This is a genomic window from Amycolatopsis sp. M39 (assembly GCF_001651785.1).
Taxonomy (GTDB): domain Bacteria; phylum Actinomycetota; class Actinomycetes; order Mycobacteriales; family Pseudonocardiaceae; genus Amycolatopsis; species Amycolatopsis rubida.
This window is the reverse complement of record NZ_LWSF01000013.1, coordinates 20,199-34,824: the sequence shown is the minus strand read 5'-3', so window position 1 is coordinate 34,824 and position 14,626 is coordinate 20,199. Positions and strand designations below refer to the sequence as shown.

Annotated in this window: 15 protein-coding genes and 1 pseudogene; 7 read left to right on the top strand and 9 right to left on the bottom strand. The window is 70.2% G+C overall.

Annotated features, from left to right (window positions below; translation table 11 throughout):
• Positions 1-191: 191 nt before the first annotated feature.
• On the bottom strand, positions 192-722 hold the full coding sequence (locus tag A4R44_RS25560; RefSeq protein WP_067585805.1) for a general stress protein: 531 nt from the start codon (positions 720-722) through the stop codon (positions 192-194).
• Positions 723-798: 76 nt separating this feature from the next.
• Positions 799-1,995 (bottom strand): acyl-CoA dehydrogenase family protein, encoded by a 1,197-nt coding sequence (locus A4R44_RS25555; RefSeq protein WP_067585803.1) that lies wholly within the window; start codon positions 1,993-1,995, stop codon positions 799-801.
• A gap of 166 nt (positions 1,996-2,161) precedes the next feature.
• Here A4R44_RS25555 and A4R44_RS25550 point away from each other — a divergent pair, with 166 nt between their 5' ends.
• Together A4R44_RS25550 and A4R44_RS25545 are read left to right on the top strand one after the other, a co-directional pair.
• Positions 2,162-2,497, top strand: coding sequence for a DUF4190 domain-containing protein (locus A4R44_RS25550; RefSeq protein WP_067585801.1), 336 nt, complete (start codon positions 2,162-2,164; stop codon positions 2,495-2,497).
• 58 nt (positions 2,498-2,555) lie between these two features.
• A complete protein-coding gene (locus A4R44_RS25545) occupies positions 2,556-3,149 on the top strand; it encodes a DUF4190 domain-containing protein (RefSeq protein WP_067585799.1) in 594 nt (197 codons plus the stop codon).
• On the opposite strand, the gene A4R44_RS25540 is transcribed toward A4R44_RS25545, so the two are convergent.
• The gene (locus A4R44_RS25540) at positions 3,134-4,009 is read right to left on the bottom strand and encodes an SPFH domain-containing protein (RefSeq protein WP_067585797.1); all 876 of its coding nucleotides are present in this window, start codon (positions 4,007-4,009) and stop codon (positions 3,134-3,136) included. The two genes, A4R44_RS25545 and A4R44_RS25540, sit on opposite strands and share 16 nt — an antisense overlap.
• 94 nt (positions 4,010-4,103) lie before the next feature.
• Between A4R44_RS25540 and A4R44_RS25535 the strand changes: the two genes are divergently transcribed.
• From A4R44_RS25535 to A4R44_RS25520, 4 genes are read left to right on the top strand one after another with little or no spacing between them, the layout of a single operon-like run.
• Positions 4,104-5,009 carry an aminoglycoside phosphotransferase family protein gene (locus A4R44_RS25535; protein WP_067585795.1) on the top strand — a complete coding sequence of 302 codons (906 nt, stop codon included), beginning with the start codon at positions 4,104-4,106 and terminating at the stop codon, positions 5,007-5,009.
• A gap of 57 nt (positions 5,010-5,066) precedes the next feature.
• On the top strand, positions 5,067-6,377 hold the full coding sequence (locus A4R44_RS25530) for a magnesium transporter MgtE N-terminal domain-containing protein (RefSeq protein ID WP_067585792.1): 1,311 nt from the start codon (positions 5,067-5,069) through the stop codon (positions 6,375-6,377).
• The gene (locus tag A4R44_RS25525) at positions 6,370-6,867 is read left to right on the top strand and encodes a DUF1003 domain-containing protein (protein ID WP_067585789.1); all 498 of its coding nucleotides are present in this window, start codon (positions 6,370-6,372) and stop codon (positions 6,865-6,867) included. The genes A4R44_RS25530 and A4R44_RS25525 overlap by 8 nt, the downstream gene beginning before the upstream one ends.
• Positions 6,868-6,892: 25 nt before the next feature.
• Positions 6,893-8,038: an Mrp/NBP35 family ATP-binding protein gene (locus A4R44_RS25520; RefSeq protein WP_067585786.1), complete on the top strand. Its 1,146-nt coding sequence runs from the start codon at positions 6,893-6,895 to the stop codon at positions 8,036-8,038.
• A 56-nt stretch (positions 8,039-8,094) separates the two neighbouring features.
• On the opposite strand, the gene A4R44_RS25515 is transcribed toward A4R44_RS25520, so the two are convergent.
• The 5 genes and pseudogenes from A4R44_RS25515 to sigE all read right to left on the bottom strand — a co-directional run bounded on the left by A4R44_RS25515 (position 8,095) and on the right by sigE (position 12,476).
• Positions 8,095-8,601, bottom strand: a complete 507-nt coding sequence (locus A4R44_RS25515) for a hypothetical protein (protein ID WP_067585782.1) — start codon at positions 8,599-8,601, stop codon at positions 8,095-8,097.
• A 121-nt stretch (positions 8,602-8,722) separates the two neighbouring features.
• A complete protein-coding gene (gene tatB / locus A4R44_RS25510) occupies positions 8,723-9,151 on the bottom strand; it encodes a Sec-independent protein translocase protein TatB (protein WP_067585780.1) in 429 nt (142 codons plus the stop codon).
• 97 nt (positions 9,152-9,248) lie between these two features.
• A pseudogene (locus tag A4R44_RS25505) lies at positions 9,249-10,786 on the bottom strand (S1C family serine protease).
• 404 nt (positions 10,787-11,190) lie between these two features.
• Positions 11,191-11,865, bottom strand: coding sequence for an anti-sigma factor (locus tag A4R44_RS25500; protein ID WP_067585777.1), 675 nt, complete (start codon positions 11,863-11,865; stop codon positions 11,191-11,193).
• Positions 11,862-12,476, bottom strand: a complete 615-nt coding sequence (gene sigE, locus A4R44_RS25495) for an RNA polymerase sigma factor SigE (RefSeq protein WP_067585775.1) — start codon at positions 12,474-12,476, stop codon at positions 11,862-11,864. The genes A4R44_RS25500 and sigE overlap by 4 nt, the downstream gene beginning before the upstream one ends.
• Positions 12,477-12,710: 234 nt before the next feature.
• Between sigE and A4R44_RS25490 the strand changes: the two genes are divergently transcribed.
• Positions 12,711-13,367 (top strand): O-methyltransferase, encoded by a 657-nt coding sequence (locus tag A4R44_RS25490; RefSeq protein ID WP_067585772.1) that lies wholly within the window; start codon positions 12,711-12,713, stop codon positions 13,365-13,367.
• 32 nt (positions 13,368-13,399) lie between these two features.
• Here A4R44_RS25490 and A4R44_RS25485 read toward each other — a convergent pair whose 3' ends face one another.
• Entirely contained in the window at positions 13,400-14,590 is a 1,191-nt protein-coding gene (locus tag A4R44_RS25485; protein WP_067585769.1) for an MFS transporter, read from the bottom strand.
• Between the last annotated feature and the right edge of the window lie 36 nt (positions 14,591-14,626).

Below are 14,626 nucleotides of genomic sequence, written 5' to 3'. Positions count from 1 at the left end.
AAGCAGGGTCGGTAACGATTCAGCCAGGTGCGCGCGAACCATCGGGAAGACGGGTCCCGTGGGTAGTTATGCGGTGGCGGGTCGGGAGGGGCCAGGCCAGGCGGGGCGGAGCCAGGCGGGGCAGAAGCTTGGCGGCGGACGCGACGGTTGGCGTCGTGAGTGGCAATCCCGGTTGGAACCGGGATTGCCACTCACGAGAAAGTGGCGGGGGGCGGGCGCAGCGCCAGCTTCGCGAGCAGCTCGCGACCCTGCTCCGCGCTGCGCGGCTGGCACAGCACGTCGTACCGGCCCGCCACGAGCTGGCTTGCCGACGAGAAATCGCGGCGGCCGCGCGAGGTGCGGTAGCCGATCGCGGAAAACGCCAGCCCGGACAGCACGCCCAGCACCAGCCCGGTCAGCAGCTGCAGCGTGAATCCGCCCTGGTTGACGAACATCCCCAGCAACAGCCCGGCGAACAGGCCGAACCACGCGCCCGACATCGCGCCCGCGGCGAGCACGCGGCCCCATGACAGCCGTCCGATGACGCGTTCGACCAGCATCAGGTCGACGCCGACGATCGTCACGTCGGTGACCGCGAACTCGCTTTCGGCCAGGAAATCGACCGCCTGCTGTGCCTCGCCGTAGGTCGAGTACGACCCGATCGGCCAGCCGGTGGGCGGCGTCGGGAGCCGCGGCAGCCCGGCCGGGCTCTGACCGCCACCAAAGGGACTGCTCACCATCATCACCTGCGCTCGTCCGGTCCGAGGGCTCTATCTTGTCAAGAACCGGCGGAGCGCGCGAACTCCGGCGAAGCGCGGGTCAGGCCTGGTAATCCCGCAGGAGGCCGCGGCTGATGATGGTTTTCTGGATTTCGCTGGTGCCCTCGCCGATCAGCAGGAACGGGGCCTCGCGCATNCGCATCAGGCGCTCGATCTCGTATTCCTTCGAGTAGCCGTAGCCGCCGTGGATCCGGAACGCTTCCTGGGTCACCTCGGCGCAATACTCGCTCGCGATCAGCTTCGCCATCCCGGCCTCGACGTCATTGCGCGCGCCGGAATCCTTCAGCCGGGCGGCGTTGACCATCATCAGGTGCGCGGCCTCGACCTTGGTGGCCATCTCGGCGAGCTTGAACGCGATCGCCTGGTGCTGCGCGATCGGCTTGCCGAACGTGGAACGCTGCTGGGCGTAAGCGATCGCCAGCTCGAAGGACCGGATCGCGATCCCGCACGCCCGCGCGGCCACGTTCACCCGGCCGACCTCGACGCCGTCCATCATGTACGAGAAGCCCTTGCCCGGAGCCTCCCCCAGGACCTTGTCCGCACCGATCCGGAAACCGTCGAACACCGCCTCGGTGGTGTCCACGCCCTTGTAGCCCATTTTGTCGATCTTGCCGGGAATGGTGAGTCCGGGAAGGACCTCGCCGAACCCCGACGGCTTCTCCACCAGGAACGTCGTCAGGTTCTGGTGCGCCTTCTCCGCGCCCTCGTCGGTCTTCACCAGCAGCGCGATCAGATTCGACGAGCCGCCGTTGGTCAGCCACATCTTCGCGCCGTCGATCACATAGTCGTCGCCCTCGCGCTGAGCGCGAGTCTTGATCGCCGCCACGTCCGAACCCAGGTCCGGCTCCGACATCGAGAAGCTGCCGCGGACCTCGCCGGTCGCCATCCGGGGCAGGAAATGCCGCTTCTGCTCCGGGGTCCCGTGCCGGGTGATCATGTGCGCCACGATGAAGTGCGTGTTGATCACCCCGGACACGCTCATCCAGCCCCGCGCGATCTCCTCCACCACCAGCGCATACGTCAGCAGCGACTCGCCAAGGCCGCCGTACTCCTCCGGGATGGTGAGCCCGAACAGGCCCATCTCCTTCATCCCCTCGACGATCTCCGCCGGATACTCGTCCGCGTGCTCCAGCGCCTGCGCGTGCGGGATGATCTCCTTGTCCACGAACGACCGCACCGTGGACAGAATCTCCTGCTGCACGTCGGTCAGGCCGGCGGTCCGGGCAAGACGGGCCATCACTGGGCTCCCTTCGGCGGCGACGCCGGCTCCCGGCGCTGGGTTACCGGGGAGTATGACTGGTTCGCGTCCGGGCGGCTATGAGGGTGCTCACGCCAGCCCCCGGTTTCCCCCGTTAAGGTGCGGATAAGGTGCTGATCCACCCGAAACCGCGAGAAGGATCCCGATGAGCGAGGGCAGCGACGAGCCTGCTGGCCGCGACAGCTACGAGCACCCGTCGTACGAGCACCAGCCCTATCCGCCGCAGGGCCCGCCGCCCGGCGCGGGGCTCGCGATCGGGTCCCTGATCTGCTCGATCGCCGGGTTCGTGGTGTGCGGACCGATGGCCGTCGCGGGGATCGTGATGGGGCACCTCGCGTTCTACCGGGCCCGCCGTGGCCGCGGCACCGGCGGCGCGCTGGCGGTCGCCGGGTTCGTGATCGGCTACGCCGCGCTGATCGTCTGGGGCATCGCCGTCCCGCTGATCGTGCACGCGCTGGCCCAGTCCGGTGTCTTCGGCTGATGCCGCCCCGGAACCCGGTAGCGTCGTCCTCCGAACCCGGCACCGTGAGGGAGCCCCGATGACCACTCCGTCCGACCGCGATCCGGTGCCGTACGAGCCGCCGCCGACCGCGGACCCCGCGCCGTACGAGCCGCCGGCCACCGCCGATCCCGCGCCGTACGGGGCTCCGGCGGACGCCGTCTCGCCCACTTCGGAGACTGACTCGCCGGCTCCGCCGCCGGGCTGGACCGCACCCGACCCTGGCCCGGTCGCGGTGCTGCCGGGCGAGCAGCCGACTCCCGCCGCAGCACCGCCCGCGACGCCGTATCCCGTTGCGGCGCAACCAGATCCGTTCGCACCGCCGCCCGCGTACCAGGGCTTCCCGGCTCCACCGCCGTACGGCGCGGGCTACCAGCCGTACCCGAACACCAGCGACAGCGGGCTCGCGACCGGCGCGCTGGTGTGTTCCGTGCTCGGCCTGGTGACCTGCGTTCTCGCGATCCCCGGCGTCGTGATGGGGCACGTCGCGCTGGCCAAGGCCAACCGCAACGAAGCAGGCGGCCGCACCATGGCGCTGTCAGCCGTCGTGCTCGGCTATGTCACAGCCGCGCTGTGGGGCAGTTTCTTCGTGACTCTGCTGGTCCTCGGCCTGAACGGCTATCTCGACCGCTGATCCGGCACGTCGCTCGCCTCGTCTTCGCGCGGAGCGACCTGTCCGTTGCCGGCCGCTTCTGAGGCCGAGGGTGATCGCGGCTCCGGCGGTTTCGCGGCCGGAGCCGCGGGGTCGGTCCGCGCGTCCAGGAAGCGCAGCAACTCCACCGGGAACGGCAGCACCAGCGTCGAGTTCTTCTCCGCCGACACCTGCACGACCGTCTCCAGCAGCCGCAGCTGCAGCGCCGCCGGGGTATCCGCCATCGCCGCGGCGGCCTGGGCGAGCTTGTGCGACGCCTGCAGTTCGCCGTCCGCGGAGATCACCCGGGCGCGGCGTTCGCGTTCGGCCTCCGCCTGGCGCGACATCGAGCGTTTCATCGACTCCGGCAGCGCGACGTCCTTGATCTCCACCCGGTCGATGTGGATGCCCCAGTCCAGCGCCGGGCTGTCGATCATCAGCTCGAGGCCCTCGTTGAGCCGTTCGCGGTTCGACAGCAGGTCGTCCAGGTCGCTCTTGCCGATGATGGACCGCAGCGAGGTCTGCGCGACCTGGCCGATCGCCGACCGGTAGTCCTGCACGTGGACCGCGGCCAGCACCGGGTCGACCACCTTGAAGTACACGACCGCGTCCACCCGGACGGTGACGTTGTCGCGGGTGATGCCGTCCTGTGCGGGCACCGGCAGCGTCACGACCTGCATGTTCACCTTCTGCATGCGGTCGGCGACCGGCAGCAGCAGCGCGAGCCCGGGGTCGCGGACCGCCGGGCGCACCCGGCCGAAACGGAACACCAGCCCGCGTTCGTACTGTTTGACCACGCGCACCGCGGAGGCGAGCCACACCCCGCCCACGACGACCACCGCGCTGACAATCTCGACGATCATGGCAGCTCCCGGGTTCGCCAAACCCTGATCCGTTCACTGTACGCGCGCCCAACAGCGCCGGAAACGGCTTGCACGGCCGACCACGATGAGTGTTGTGACCGTTTTGGTAATCCCGCCGTTCTTCGCCGAACGCGCCCCCAAGGTGCTGGGTCCCGAAGCCGTCCCGTGGCTCGCGTCGCTGCCCTCGCTCGCGCAGCGGTACGCCCGGAAGTGGGAGCTGGAGTTCGAGGACACCGCCCGGCACGGCTACGTCGGCGTCGTCCAGCCCGCCCGGCGCGCGGACGGTTCCCGCGTCGTGCTGAAACTCGGCTGGGTAGAGGAGGAATCGCGGGACGAGCCGCTCGCACTGTCCACATGGGCCGGTCGAGGTTCGGTGCTGCTGCACGAATCCGTGCCCGAGGACGGTGCGATGCTGCTGGAACGCCTCGACGACAGCCGCACGCTCGACGGCGAACCGCTGCTGCCCGCCGTCGAGATCATGAGCGAACTCGCCCGGCGGCTCGCCGTGCCCGCGCCGGCCGGGCTCACCCGCACGCTGTCCGCCGTCGCGGAGGAACTGCTCGAAGAGCTGCCCAAATCGTGGCGGGAGCTGGACGAACCGCTCCCCCGCCGGGAGCTGGACGCGGCACTGGAAGTGTGCCGCGACCTCGGTCCGGCGGCGGGAAACGCGCTGGTGAACGAGGACCTGCACTACGAGAACGTGCTGTCCGGCACCCGCGAACCGTGGCTGGTGATCGACCCGAAGCCGCTCGCCGGCGACCTCGAATACGGCGCGCTTTCGTTGCTGTGGAACCGGTTCAGCGAATCCACACTGGACTCGAAGCTCGCCGCGAGCGGTCTGGACCGCGACCGCGCCAAGGCCTGGACGCTCGTCCGGGCGGTGCAGAACCGGCTGTGGCACGCCCAGGATCTGGTCGATTTCGGCGGATTGCCCGAGGACGACGACGGCCCGTCCGCCGACGCGCTGCCCGTGCTCACCCGGTGGGCCATCGCTGGCTGAGAATTCGCCAAGTCGCGGTCCGAGCGCGCGAGGGCGGCAGCCGATAGTGTCGGCGCCATGGCAGGCATAAACCGGGTTTACGCGGCACAGCTCGCGGGTCTGCCGGTGTTCGGGCCCGACGGGGAGTCGATCGGCAAGGTCCGCGACGTGGTCGCCGGGCTGCGGCTGGACCAGCAGCCGCCGCGGATCCTCGGCATGGTCGTGGAGCTGGCGACCCGGCGGCGGGTGTTCGTGCCCATGCTGCGGGTCACCTCGATCGAACCGAACGCCGTGACGCTGGCCACTGGTTCGGTCAACATGCGGCATTTCCACCAGCGGCCCAACGAGGTGCTGGTGTGCGGCCAGCTTCTCGACGCGCACGCGACGCTCACCGGCGCGGACACCCGGGTGACCGTGGTCGACGCGGCGATGGAGCCGACCCGCACGCGGGACTGGGTGCTGGCGAAACTCGCCGTCCGCGAACGGTCGACCCGGCTGGCACTGGGCAGGCGGCGCACCGCGATGCGGGTGCTGCCGTGGAACGAGGTCGCCGGGCTCGGGCTCACCGACCTGACCGGACAGCCCCAGGGCGCGGGCCAGCTGCTGATGCTGTTCGACACGATGCGCGCGGTCGACGTCGCCGCGACCCTGCGCGACCTGCCGATGAAGCGCAGGCACGAGGTCGCCGACGCGATGGACGACGAACGGCTCGCGGACGTCATCGAGGAGCTCCCCGAGGACGATCAGAAGGAACTGCTGTCCTACCTCGCCGAGGAACGCGCCGCGGACATCCTTGAGGCGATGAACCCGGACGACGCGGCCGATCTGCTCGCCGAACTCGCCCCGGCCGAGCAGAACAGGCTGCTGGAACTGATGGAGCCGGAGGAATCCGCGCCGGTCAAACGGCTGCTGGCGTATTCGGCGGACACCGCGGGCGGGCTGATGACGCCGGAACCGGTCGTGCTGACGCCGGACGCGACGATCGCCGAGGCGCTGGCACACATCCGCAACGCCGACCTCCCCGCCGCGCTCGCCAGCATGGTGTTCGTGTGCCGTCCGCCGACCGAAACGCCGACCGGCCGGTTCGTCGGCGTCGTGCACTTCCAGCGGCTGCTGCGCGAACCGCCCGCCGAACTGGTGGCCAGCGCGGTGGACACCGACCTCACCGCGTTGCGCCCGGAGGCGACACTGTCCGAGGTCAGCCGGTATTTCGCGGCCTACAACCTGGCGTGCGGCCCGGTGGTCGACGCCGAGGACCATCTGCTCGGCGCCGTCACCGTCGACGACGTGCTCGACCATCTGCTGCCCGACGACTGGCGCGAAACCGGACTGCACGACGTCACTGATGGCGCCGACGGCGCTGTTCTAGAGGAGGCCGACCGTGGCTGAACTCAGGACCGGCCGCAGGCTCGACCAGCCGCGCGGCCAGGCCCGTCTGCGGCTGAACATCGACCCGGACACTTTCGGCCGGTTCACCGAGCGGATCGCCCGTTACCTCGGCACCGGGAAGTACCTGTTCTGGCAGACGCTCATCGTGGTCGTCTGGATCGTGCTGAACCTGGCCGCAGTGTCGCTGCGATGGGACCCGTACCCGTTCATCCTGCTCAACCTGGCGTTCTCGACGCAGGCCGCGTACGCCGCACCGCTGATCCTGCTCGCGCAGAACCGCCAAGACGACCGGGACCGGGTGTCGCTGGACGAAGACCGCACGCGCGCCGCGCAGACCAAGGCGGACACCGAGTACCTCGCCCGCGAGCTGGCGGCGCTGCGGCTGGCGATCGGCGAGGTCGCGACCCGTGACTACCTGCGCAGCGAACTCGACCGGCTGCGCGATGATCTCGACGTGGACTCCAAGCCACGCAAGGCGAAACAAGGCTGAACTGGGCAGTACGTACGATGGAAGCGTGACTGGTACACAGCAGCTCCCCAGCGTCGACGACGTCCGCACCGCGCTGAAGGACGTGTACGACCCGGAAATCAAAAAACCGATCACCGACCTCGGCATGGTCAAGGACGTGGCGATCGGCGACGACGGGGTGGTCGACGTCGGGATTTACCTGACGGTCGCGGGCTGTCCGCTCAAAGCGACGCTCACCGCGGACACGAAGAAGGCCGTCTCGAAGCTCCCCGGCGTCGCCGACGTGCGGGTCGAGCTGGACGTGATGAGCGACGAGCAGCGCACCGAGCTGCGCAAGTCTCTGCGCGGCGACGCGGCGGAGCCGGTGATCCCGTTCGCGCAGCCGGGTTCGATGACGCGGGTGTACTGCGTGGCGTCCGGCAAGGGCGGCGTCGGCAAATCGTCGGTGACGGTGAACTTGGCCGTGGCGATGGCCGAGCGCGGGCTGTCGGTCGGCGTGGTGGACGCGGACATCTACGGCCACTCGGTGCCGCGCATGCTGGGCGCGCGCGAGAAGCCGACCAAGGTCGACACGATGATCATGCCGCCGCAGGCGCACGGCGTGAAGGTCATCTCGATCGGCATGTTCACCCCGGGCAACGCCCCGGTCGTGTGGCGCGGCCCGATGCTGCACCGCGCGCTGCAGCAGTTCCTGGCCGACGTGTTCTGGGGCGACCTGGACATCCTGCTGCTGGACCTGCCGCCGGGCACCGGCGACATCGCGATTTCGGTGGCGCAGCTGATCCCGAACGCGGAAATCCTCGTGGTCACCACGCCGCAGCAGGCCGCCGCCGAGGTGGCCGAACGCGCGGGCGCGATCGCGATGCAGACGCGGCAGCGCGTCGCGGGCGTGATCGAGAACATGTCGTGGCTGGAAACCCCGACCGGCGAACGCATCGAGGTCTTCGGCGCGGGCGGCGGCCAGACGGTGGCGGATTCGCTGTCGAAGTCGGTCGGCTCGACGGTGCCGCTGCTGGGCCAGGTCCCGCTGGACCCGCGCCTGCGCGAACAGGGCGACGAGGGCACGCCGATCGTGCTGTCCGATCCGGAGGCGCCGGCGTCGCTGGTGCTGAAGGACGCGGCGAAGCAGCTGTCGGTCCGGGCGCGCGGGCTGGCCGGGATGATGCTGAACGTCAGTCCCGCCGGACGGTGAGGGCGCGTGAGTGGTTTATGCCGGTTAGAACCGGCATAAACCACTCACCACGTCATTCAGGAGGCGTGCACGGTCACCAGGAGCGCGCCGGATTCGCGGAGCGTCACCTTGGTGTCGCCCGGCTTGGTCACGGTCCAGTCGATGTCCTCGGGCTCCTTCGCGGACACGTCGGCCGACTTGTCGGGCAGGCCCTCGACATCGATGTTCTGCGACTGGTCGGACGTCACCTTGATCTTCACCTTGTTGCCGACCTTGACGTCGACGACGTCGGCCGGCGGGGTGACCTTGCCGCCCTGGTAGGCGACGGTGACCAGCACGTCCACGCCTGCCTCACCGGTTTCCGCGCCGCGCTTGACGTTCGGCTGCTCGCCGGTGGCACTGCCGTTCTCGCTGGCCGGGGCACCGCTCGACGGAGCCACCGTCGCGGACGGCATCGCCGGGGCGGGCACGGAGGTGTAGGTGGCGGGTGCCTTGGCGCTGGGCTCGTCGTCGGCACTGCACCCGGCGACGGCGACGGCGGCCGCAGCGATCGTTCCGGCCAGCGCAGCCGCACGGCGTGACATATCGGGAACCTCCAGGGTCGGGTGAGCTGATACCCCGAGGCTACCCAGCCTGATCAGCGCTACGCGCGCCGGTCGTGAGTGGCGAAGCCGGTTCTCACCGGCATCGCCGGGCACGAGGTTGTCAGGTGGCGTCCGGGTCGACCGGCGGACGCTCGCCCGGCTTCAACGGCTCCGGCTGCGGCAGCGCGCTCTGCGGCTTGATCGCCGGCGCCCCGTTCGAACCATTCGAGCCGCTGGACCCGTTGAGTTCGTTCTTGAACCCGTTCAGCCCCAGCGGATCCGAATCCCCGTCGAACAAATGCTGCGCGACGACCCGCTTCGGGTCGAGATTGCGCAGGCCGCGCAGGTCTTCGAGGGGTTTGCGCAGCTGGTCGAACTCGGGACCCATTTCCTCGCGCAGCTGCTCGCGCGCGCCGGTCGCGAAATCGCGGGCCTTGCGGACGCTCCTCGCCATCCAGGCCGCCGCTTCGGGCAGCCGTTCGGGTCCGAGGATGAAAAGCCCCGCGATGATGATCACGAGGATCTCGCCCCAGCCGACACTGTCGAACACCCGTGGAACCTCCGCTCGGTGCTGCCCCGTCCAAGACTACCCGGGCCGTTTCTCGTCCCGGCAGGCCCGAACGTCGCACGGGAGCTACTGTGCCGTGTCAGTCCGATCCGAGCGTGACGTCCACTACGAGCAGCGCACCGTCGCGGGCCAGCTGGACCGGGACGACCTGGCCGGGGTCGTGGCTGCGCACCGCGACGGTCAGCTCGGCGGAGTCGCGCACGACGTGGTCGCCGACCTTGGTGATCACGTCGCCTTCCTTGACCCCCGCGGACGCCGCCGGCCCGCCCGGGGCGACATTGCGCACCTGCGCGCCCATCGTGGACGAGCCCGCGACCGTCGAAGCCGCGTTGATCCCGATGTCGGCGTGCTTGACCTTGCCGTCCTTGATCAGCGCCTTGGCGATCTTCATGGCGTAGTCGCTGGGGATGGCGAACCCGATGCCGATGCTGCCGCCGTCGGAACTGGAGGAGCGGATCGCGGAGTTGATCCCGACCAGCGCCCCGGTCGAGTCGACGAGCGCACCGCCCGAGTTGCCGTGGTTGATCGCCGCGTCGGTCTGGATGGCCGAATAGGTGACCGGAGCCGCCCCGTTGTCGCCGCCCGCGGTGACCGGCCGGTCGACCGCGCTGACGATGCCCGCGGTGATCGAGTTCTGCAGCGCGAGCGGCGAGCCGACCGCGATCACCGCGTCCCCGACCTGCAGCTCGGACGACTTCCCGACCTGCATCACGACCGGGTTGGTCACGTTGACCTTCACCACGGCGAGGTCGGTCTTCTGATCCGCCCCCACGATCTTGGCCTCGGTGCGCGTCCCGTCGTTGAACACCGCGGTGATCTTCGCAGCCGCGTCGCCGACCGCCGCCGTGACCACGTGCTCGTTGGTCAGCACGTACCCCCGCGGATCGATCACCACGCCGGAGCCCTGCTCGCCGCTGTCCGCGCCAGGCTTGACCACTTCCAGCGAAACCACCGCCGGCGACACCCGCCGCGCGATGTCCGCCAGCGATCCCGGCGGCCGTTCCTTGGCCGCCTCCGCCTCGGAAATCGTGGCGCTGCCGGTCAACGCGGACCCCGTGTCCGCGACCCACCAGCCGACCAGCCCGCNAGCCCGCCCACCGCGCCGATCACCAACGCGACAATGCCGAGCAGCGCCAGCGCCTTCGGCTGCACCCGCCGCCCGAACAACACCTCAGGCAAGCTCAGCTGCGCGCCCTTGGGCAGCTTCGGCTTCTCGGCCTCGTCCTCCTCCGGAACGACCGCGGGCCCGGCCAGCACCGCTCCAGCCGCCGGATCACGCCACGGATCGCTGGTATCAGTCCACAACGGATCTTCCGCGGCACCGGTCTCCCCGGAGGCTTCGAGCGGCCGCTGCAACCGCACGCCTTCAGCCCCCGCAGGACGGCTGAACGCCTCCGCCAGCGACTCCGGCGTAGGCGGCGCGAGAGTGAGCTTCTGCCCGTTCCCGTTGGGCGCCGGGGTGTAAAGCTTGTCGAACGCCCCCTCGACCCCGTGCGGCCGCCCGAAGACAGCCGCCTGCTGCTGGTCGACCGCGGGCCGCTCAAGCGGCCGAGGCCCCAACCGGTCCGTTCCGACGGCACCGGACTGATCAGAGTTAGCGTTCGGCTGGTCGGTCATCATTCCCCGGGATGCGGTTCAGTTCGGCTGGGAGTCGACGATACCCAAGCCTGGGGAGAAGTGTGCCCAGACCGCAGTGAAATGCCTGTTGCCTGCATTCCCCCACCGCTGCCACAGCCCCGGCTGTGAAGGCTTTCCAAGCCCCCGCGCTGTCTCGCACGCGGAGCGTGCCGCCGCTGCGCGGGGCGCTGTGGATACGTGTCCGCACCAGCGCACCCAACCAGCGGTGCACCCACACCACCCGCGCACCCCGATACGAAGCGCCAATGCGGACGGCGGGTGCTTGTCAAGGCATCTTTCCCGCCTTGACAAGCACCCGCCGTCCGTCAGCACCTCGGGGTGCCCCACCGCGCGCAATGTCGCCGACAGGCGACGAGCCGCCCGCGACCTAACCGAGACGCGACCTACCGAGCCGCGACAGCAGCCCCGGCCCGCACCACGTCCGGCTCCCCTTGCACCGCGGCCTCCGGCTCCGAAGAGGGGGCAGCCGTCCTGGGCACATTCATGTTCGCCGGCAGCACATCCGCGTTAGGCGCTCGAACCGGCCCGGTCCCGCCGGACCCGTCCCCGCTATCCGCCGCGGTCCCGACGAGTGCGAGTGCGCTCAGCACGAGCCCGGACACCACGACCCCGGCTCCTTGCGCCGCCCGCTTCCGGCTGAAGGCGAACCGGCCGCCGCCGAGCACGTTCGCCGACTGCCCGAGCGGCGCGGTTGTTCCCAACGGCGCGGCACCCCCGAGCACTCCCGCGTCACGCAATCCGGCCACCCGGTCCGGCCGCTGGATCGCCACCAGCTGGCCGTCCGCGGTGACCGCGAGATTGTCCGGCGAACCCGGCAGATCAGTGTGCTCCGGAATGGATCGCAGACTGGCCAGGAAGCCCGCCGACATCGACGGCGCGCCCGCGTCCTTCACCGCCGCGACGGCTTGCCGCTGCGAGGTCACCTCGGCCGCGCAGTCCGGGCAGCGCGCGAGGTGCGCGAGGGCACGGTCGTGGGCTCCCGGCGTCAGCTCGCCGTCGACCAGTGCGACTACCGCGTCGGGCATGAGATGGGATTCGGCGAAACGCCAGCCGCTCATACAGACACCTTCGCAGATTCCTCCCGGGTCGCGCGGCGGCGCTCGAGCGACGCGCGCAATGCCGAGCGGCCGCGGTGGATGCGGCTGCGCACGGTGCCGAGCTTGACGCCCAGCGTCGCGCCGATCTCCTCGTACGACAGTCCTTCGACGTCGCACAGCACGACCGCGGCCCGGAACTCCGGGGGCAGCTCGTCGAGCGCCTCCTGGAGGTCGGGGTCGAGGTGGGTGTCGCTGTAGTGCTGCTCGGGGCTCGGGTCGTCGCCGACGATCCGGTCGGTGTCCTCGGGCAGTCCCTCCATGCGCACGCGCGAGCGGCGGCGCGCCATGTCGAGGAACAGGTTCGTGGTGATCCGGTGCAGCCAGCCCTCGAAAGTGCCGGGCTTGTAGGACGCGAGCGACCGGAAGACGCGGATGAACGTCTCCTGGGTCAGGTCCTCGGCGTCGTGCGTGTTGCCGGTGAGGCGGTAGGCGAGCCGGTACACGCGGTCGGCGTGTTCGCGCACGACCTCGTCCCACGAGGGCGGCGTCCAAGCCGACTCGGCTGCGTCCACGGTCACCGGAGCGGCTTCCGGCAGTTCGGCGTTCTGCATCAGGGGAGCAGGCACCTCCATCTGGGTCAACTCCTCTTCACCTCTGCCAACGCGGGCCGGGCACACGGTGTTCCCGTGTGGTTGAGACTCAGTCTGCCGAGCTTCCTTATGGAACTCATGAGACCGATCTGAGAGCAGCCTGAGAAGTTGGCGGACGAGGGCCTTCCCAGGGTTTTCGCGGGCTTTCCCGGGGCCGGAGGTCGCTTACCAGGGAGCCTTCGCTGATTTATCGACAACCAGCGCTAACCTTCGCGCGTGAGTTCGGGGACAGAGGCGGCGGCCGAGACCGGGGCGGTCGGCGCCGAGCAGGTCGACGGGTACCTGCCCGACGACGACGTGCTGACCGCGGCGCGGCTGCGCGCGGTCGACCTCGGTTGCGCCCCGCTGGCCCCCGGAGCAGGCACGACGCTGCGGTTTCTCGCCGCGACGGTCGCCGCGCGGGCGGTCGTGGAGGTCGGCACCGGCTCCGGCGTGAGCGGGCTGTACCTGCTGCGCGGGATGGCCGTCGACGGCGTGCTGACCTCGATCGACGTCGAACCGGAGTACCAGCGGGCAGCGCGCAAGACCTTCCTCGAAGCGGGCTATCCGCCGGGCCGGATGCGGCTCATCGTCGGCCGCGCGCTGGACGTGCTGCCCCGGCTCACGCCGGGCGGCTACGACCTGGTGTTCGTCGACGCCGCGCGGATCGAGTACCCCGGCTACTACGAGCAGGGCGTGGCCCTGCTGCGCCGCGGCGGGGTGATCGTGTTCCACCAGGTCCTGGCGGGCGGGCGGCTCACCGACCCGGCCCGGCGCGACCCGGAGACGATGGCCTTGCGCGAGGTCGCGCGAGCGGTCCGCGAGGACGGTCGGCTGATCCCGGCGCTGCTGCCGGTCGGCGGCGGGCTGCTGGTGGCCACGGCGTGCTCGTGAGCGGCAATCACGGTTAGAACCGCGATCAGCACTCACGACCCCACCAACACCCGCTTCTCGCTCCGCACCCGCGTGCCCACCCGCACTGCCGCCACAGCCAGCCCCAGCCACATCACGACAGCGACGATCAACCAGCTCCACCCAGCCGCCCCGTAGACCACACTGCCGACCCCGCCGCCGACGCTGCTGCCCAGGTAGTACATGAGCATGTACAGCCCGCCAACCTGGCCGCGCGCGTTCTCCGGTGCCTCAGCCGCGGCCCAACTGTTCGCGATCGAATGCGCGGCGAAGAACGCCGTCGTCAGCACCAGAAAACCGACGACGATCAGCGGCAGCGAATCCGGGATCGTCAGCAGCGCACCGATCGCGGTCAGCAGCAGCACGCCGACCAGCGCCTGCCGACGCCCGATCCGCGCGGACAGCCGGTTAGCCGTGGCCGAGGAAACCGAACCCAGCGCGTACGACACGAACACCAACGACGCGATGGCCGGCGACAGGTTCAGCGGCTCGCCGGTCAGCCGGAACCCGGCCGCGTTGTACAACGCGACGAACGCGCCCATGGCCAGCAGCGCGACGGCGTACTGCGCGAGCAACACCGGCCGCCGCACCGCGGAAAGCAGTCCGACGCCGATGTCACGAAGGCCTTGCCGCTCCCCCGTCCGGACCGGCGAAGGCGGCAGCATCACCACGGTCACGACCGCGCAGACCAGCGAAATCCCGGCCACCACGTACAGCGCGCCCCGCCAGCCGAACGGACCGGCGGTGAACCCGGTGGCCAATCGGCCGGTCATGCCGCCGATGGTGTTGCCCGCGATCATCGCCCCGACCGCGGCCGCGACGCCGGTCTTCCCGAGCCGTTCCACCAGATAAGCCGTGGCCACGCCGGGGAATCCGGCGATCGCCACGCCCTGCACCGCGCGCAGCACCAGCAGCAGCGAGTAGTTCGGCATCAGCGGCAGCAGAAGCCCGAGCACCGAGGAGAGCACGACGGACGCGATGATCACTGGCCGCCGTCCGATCGCCTCGGACAGCGCGGCGATAGGCAGCACGGAAATCGCGAGCGCGCCGGTCGCCACGCTCACCGCGAGCGCCGCGCCGCCGGGGTCGAGGTGGTACTGGCCGGCGAGCTGCGGCAGGACCGCCTGCGGGGCGTAGAGCAGGGCGAACGACGTGAAACCCGCGGCGGCGACCGCGACCTTGACCCGGCGGGCGGAGGAAAGCATGACCGTGAAAGTAAGCTTCGCTAATCAATACGTCCA

Excerpts from the sequence above, each read along its gene's own strand:
- A4R44_RS25500 (WP_067585777.1), bottom strand. The coding sequence starts at position 11,865 with ATGAGCGGCTGGCGTTTCGCCGAATCCCATCTCATGCCCGACGCGGTA.
- A4R44_RS25560 (WP_067585805.1), bottom strand. The coding sequence starts at position 722 with ATGATGGTGAGCAGTCCCTTTGGTGGCGGTCAGAGCCCGGCCGGGCTG.
- A4R44_RS25485 (WP_067585769.1), bottom strand. The coding sequence starts at position 14,590 with ATGCTTTCCTCCGCCCGCCGGGTCAAGGTCGCGGTCGCCGCCGCGGGT.
- A4R44_RS25540 (WP_067585797.1), bottom strand. The coding sequence starts at position 4,009 with ATGATCGTCGAGATTGTCAGCGCGGTGGTCGTCGTGGGCGGGGTGTGG.
- A4R44_RS25550 (WP_067585801.1), top strand. The coding sequence starts at position 2,162 with ATGAGCGAGGGCAGCGACGAGCCTGCTGGCCGCGACAGCTACGAGCAC.
- sigE (WP_067585775.1), bottom strand. The coding sequence starts at position 12,476 with ATGGAGGTGCCTGCTCCCCTGATGCAGAACGCCGAACTGCCGGAAGCC.
- A4R44_RS25515 (WP_067585782.1), bottom strand. The coding sequence starts at position 8,601 with ATGTCACGCCGTGCGGCTGCGCTGGCCGGAACGATCGCTGCGGCCGCC.
- A4R44_RS25530 (WP_067585792.1), top strand. The coding sequence starts at position 5,067 with ATGGCAGGCATAAACCGGGTTTACGCGGCACAGCTCGCGGGTCTGCCG.
- A4R44_RS25545 (WP_067585799.1), top strand. The coding sequence starts at position 2,556 with ATGACCACTCCGTCCGACCGCGATCCGGTGCCGTACGAGCCGCCGCCG.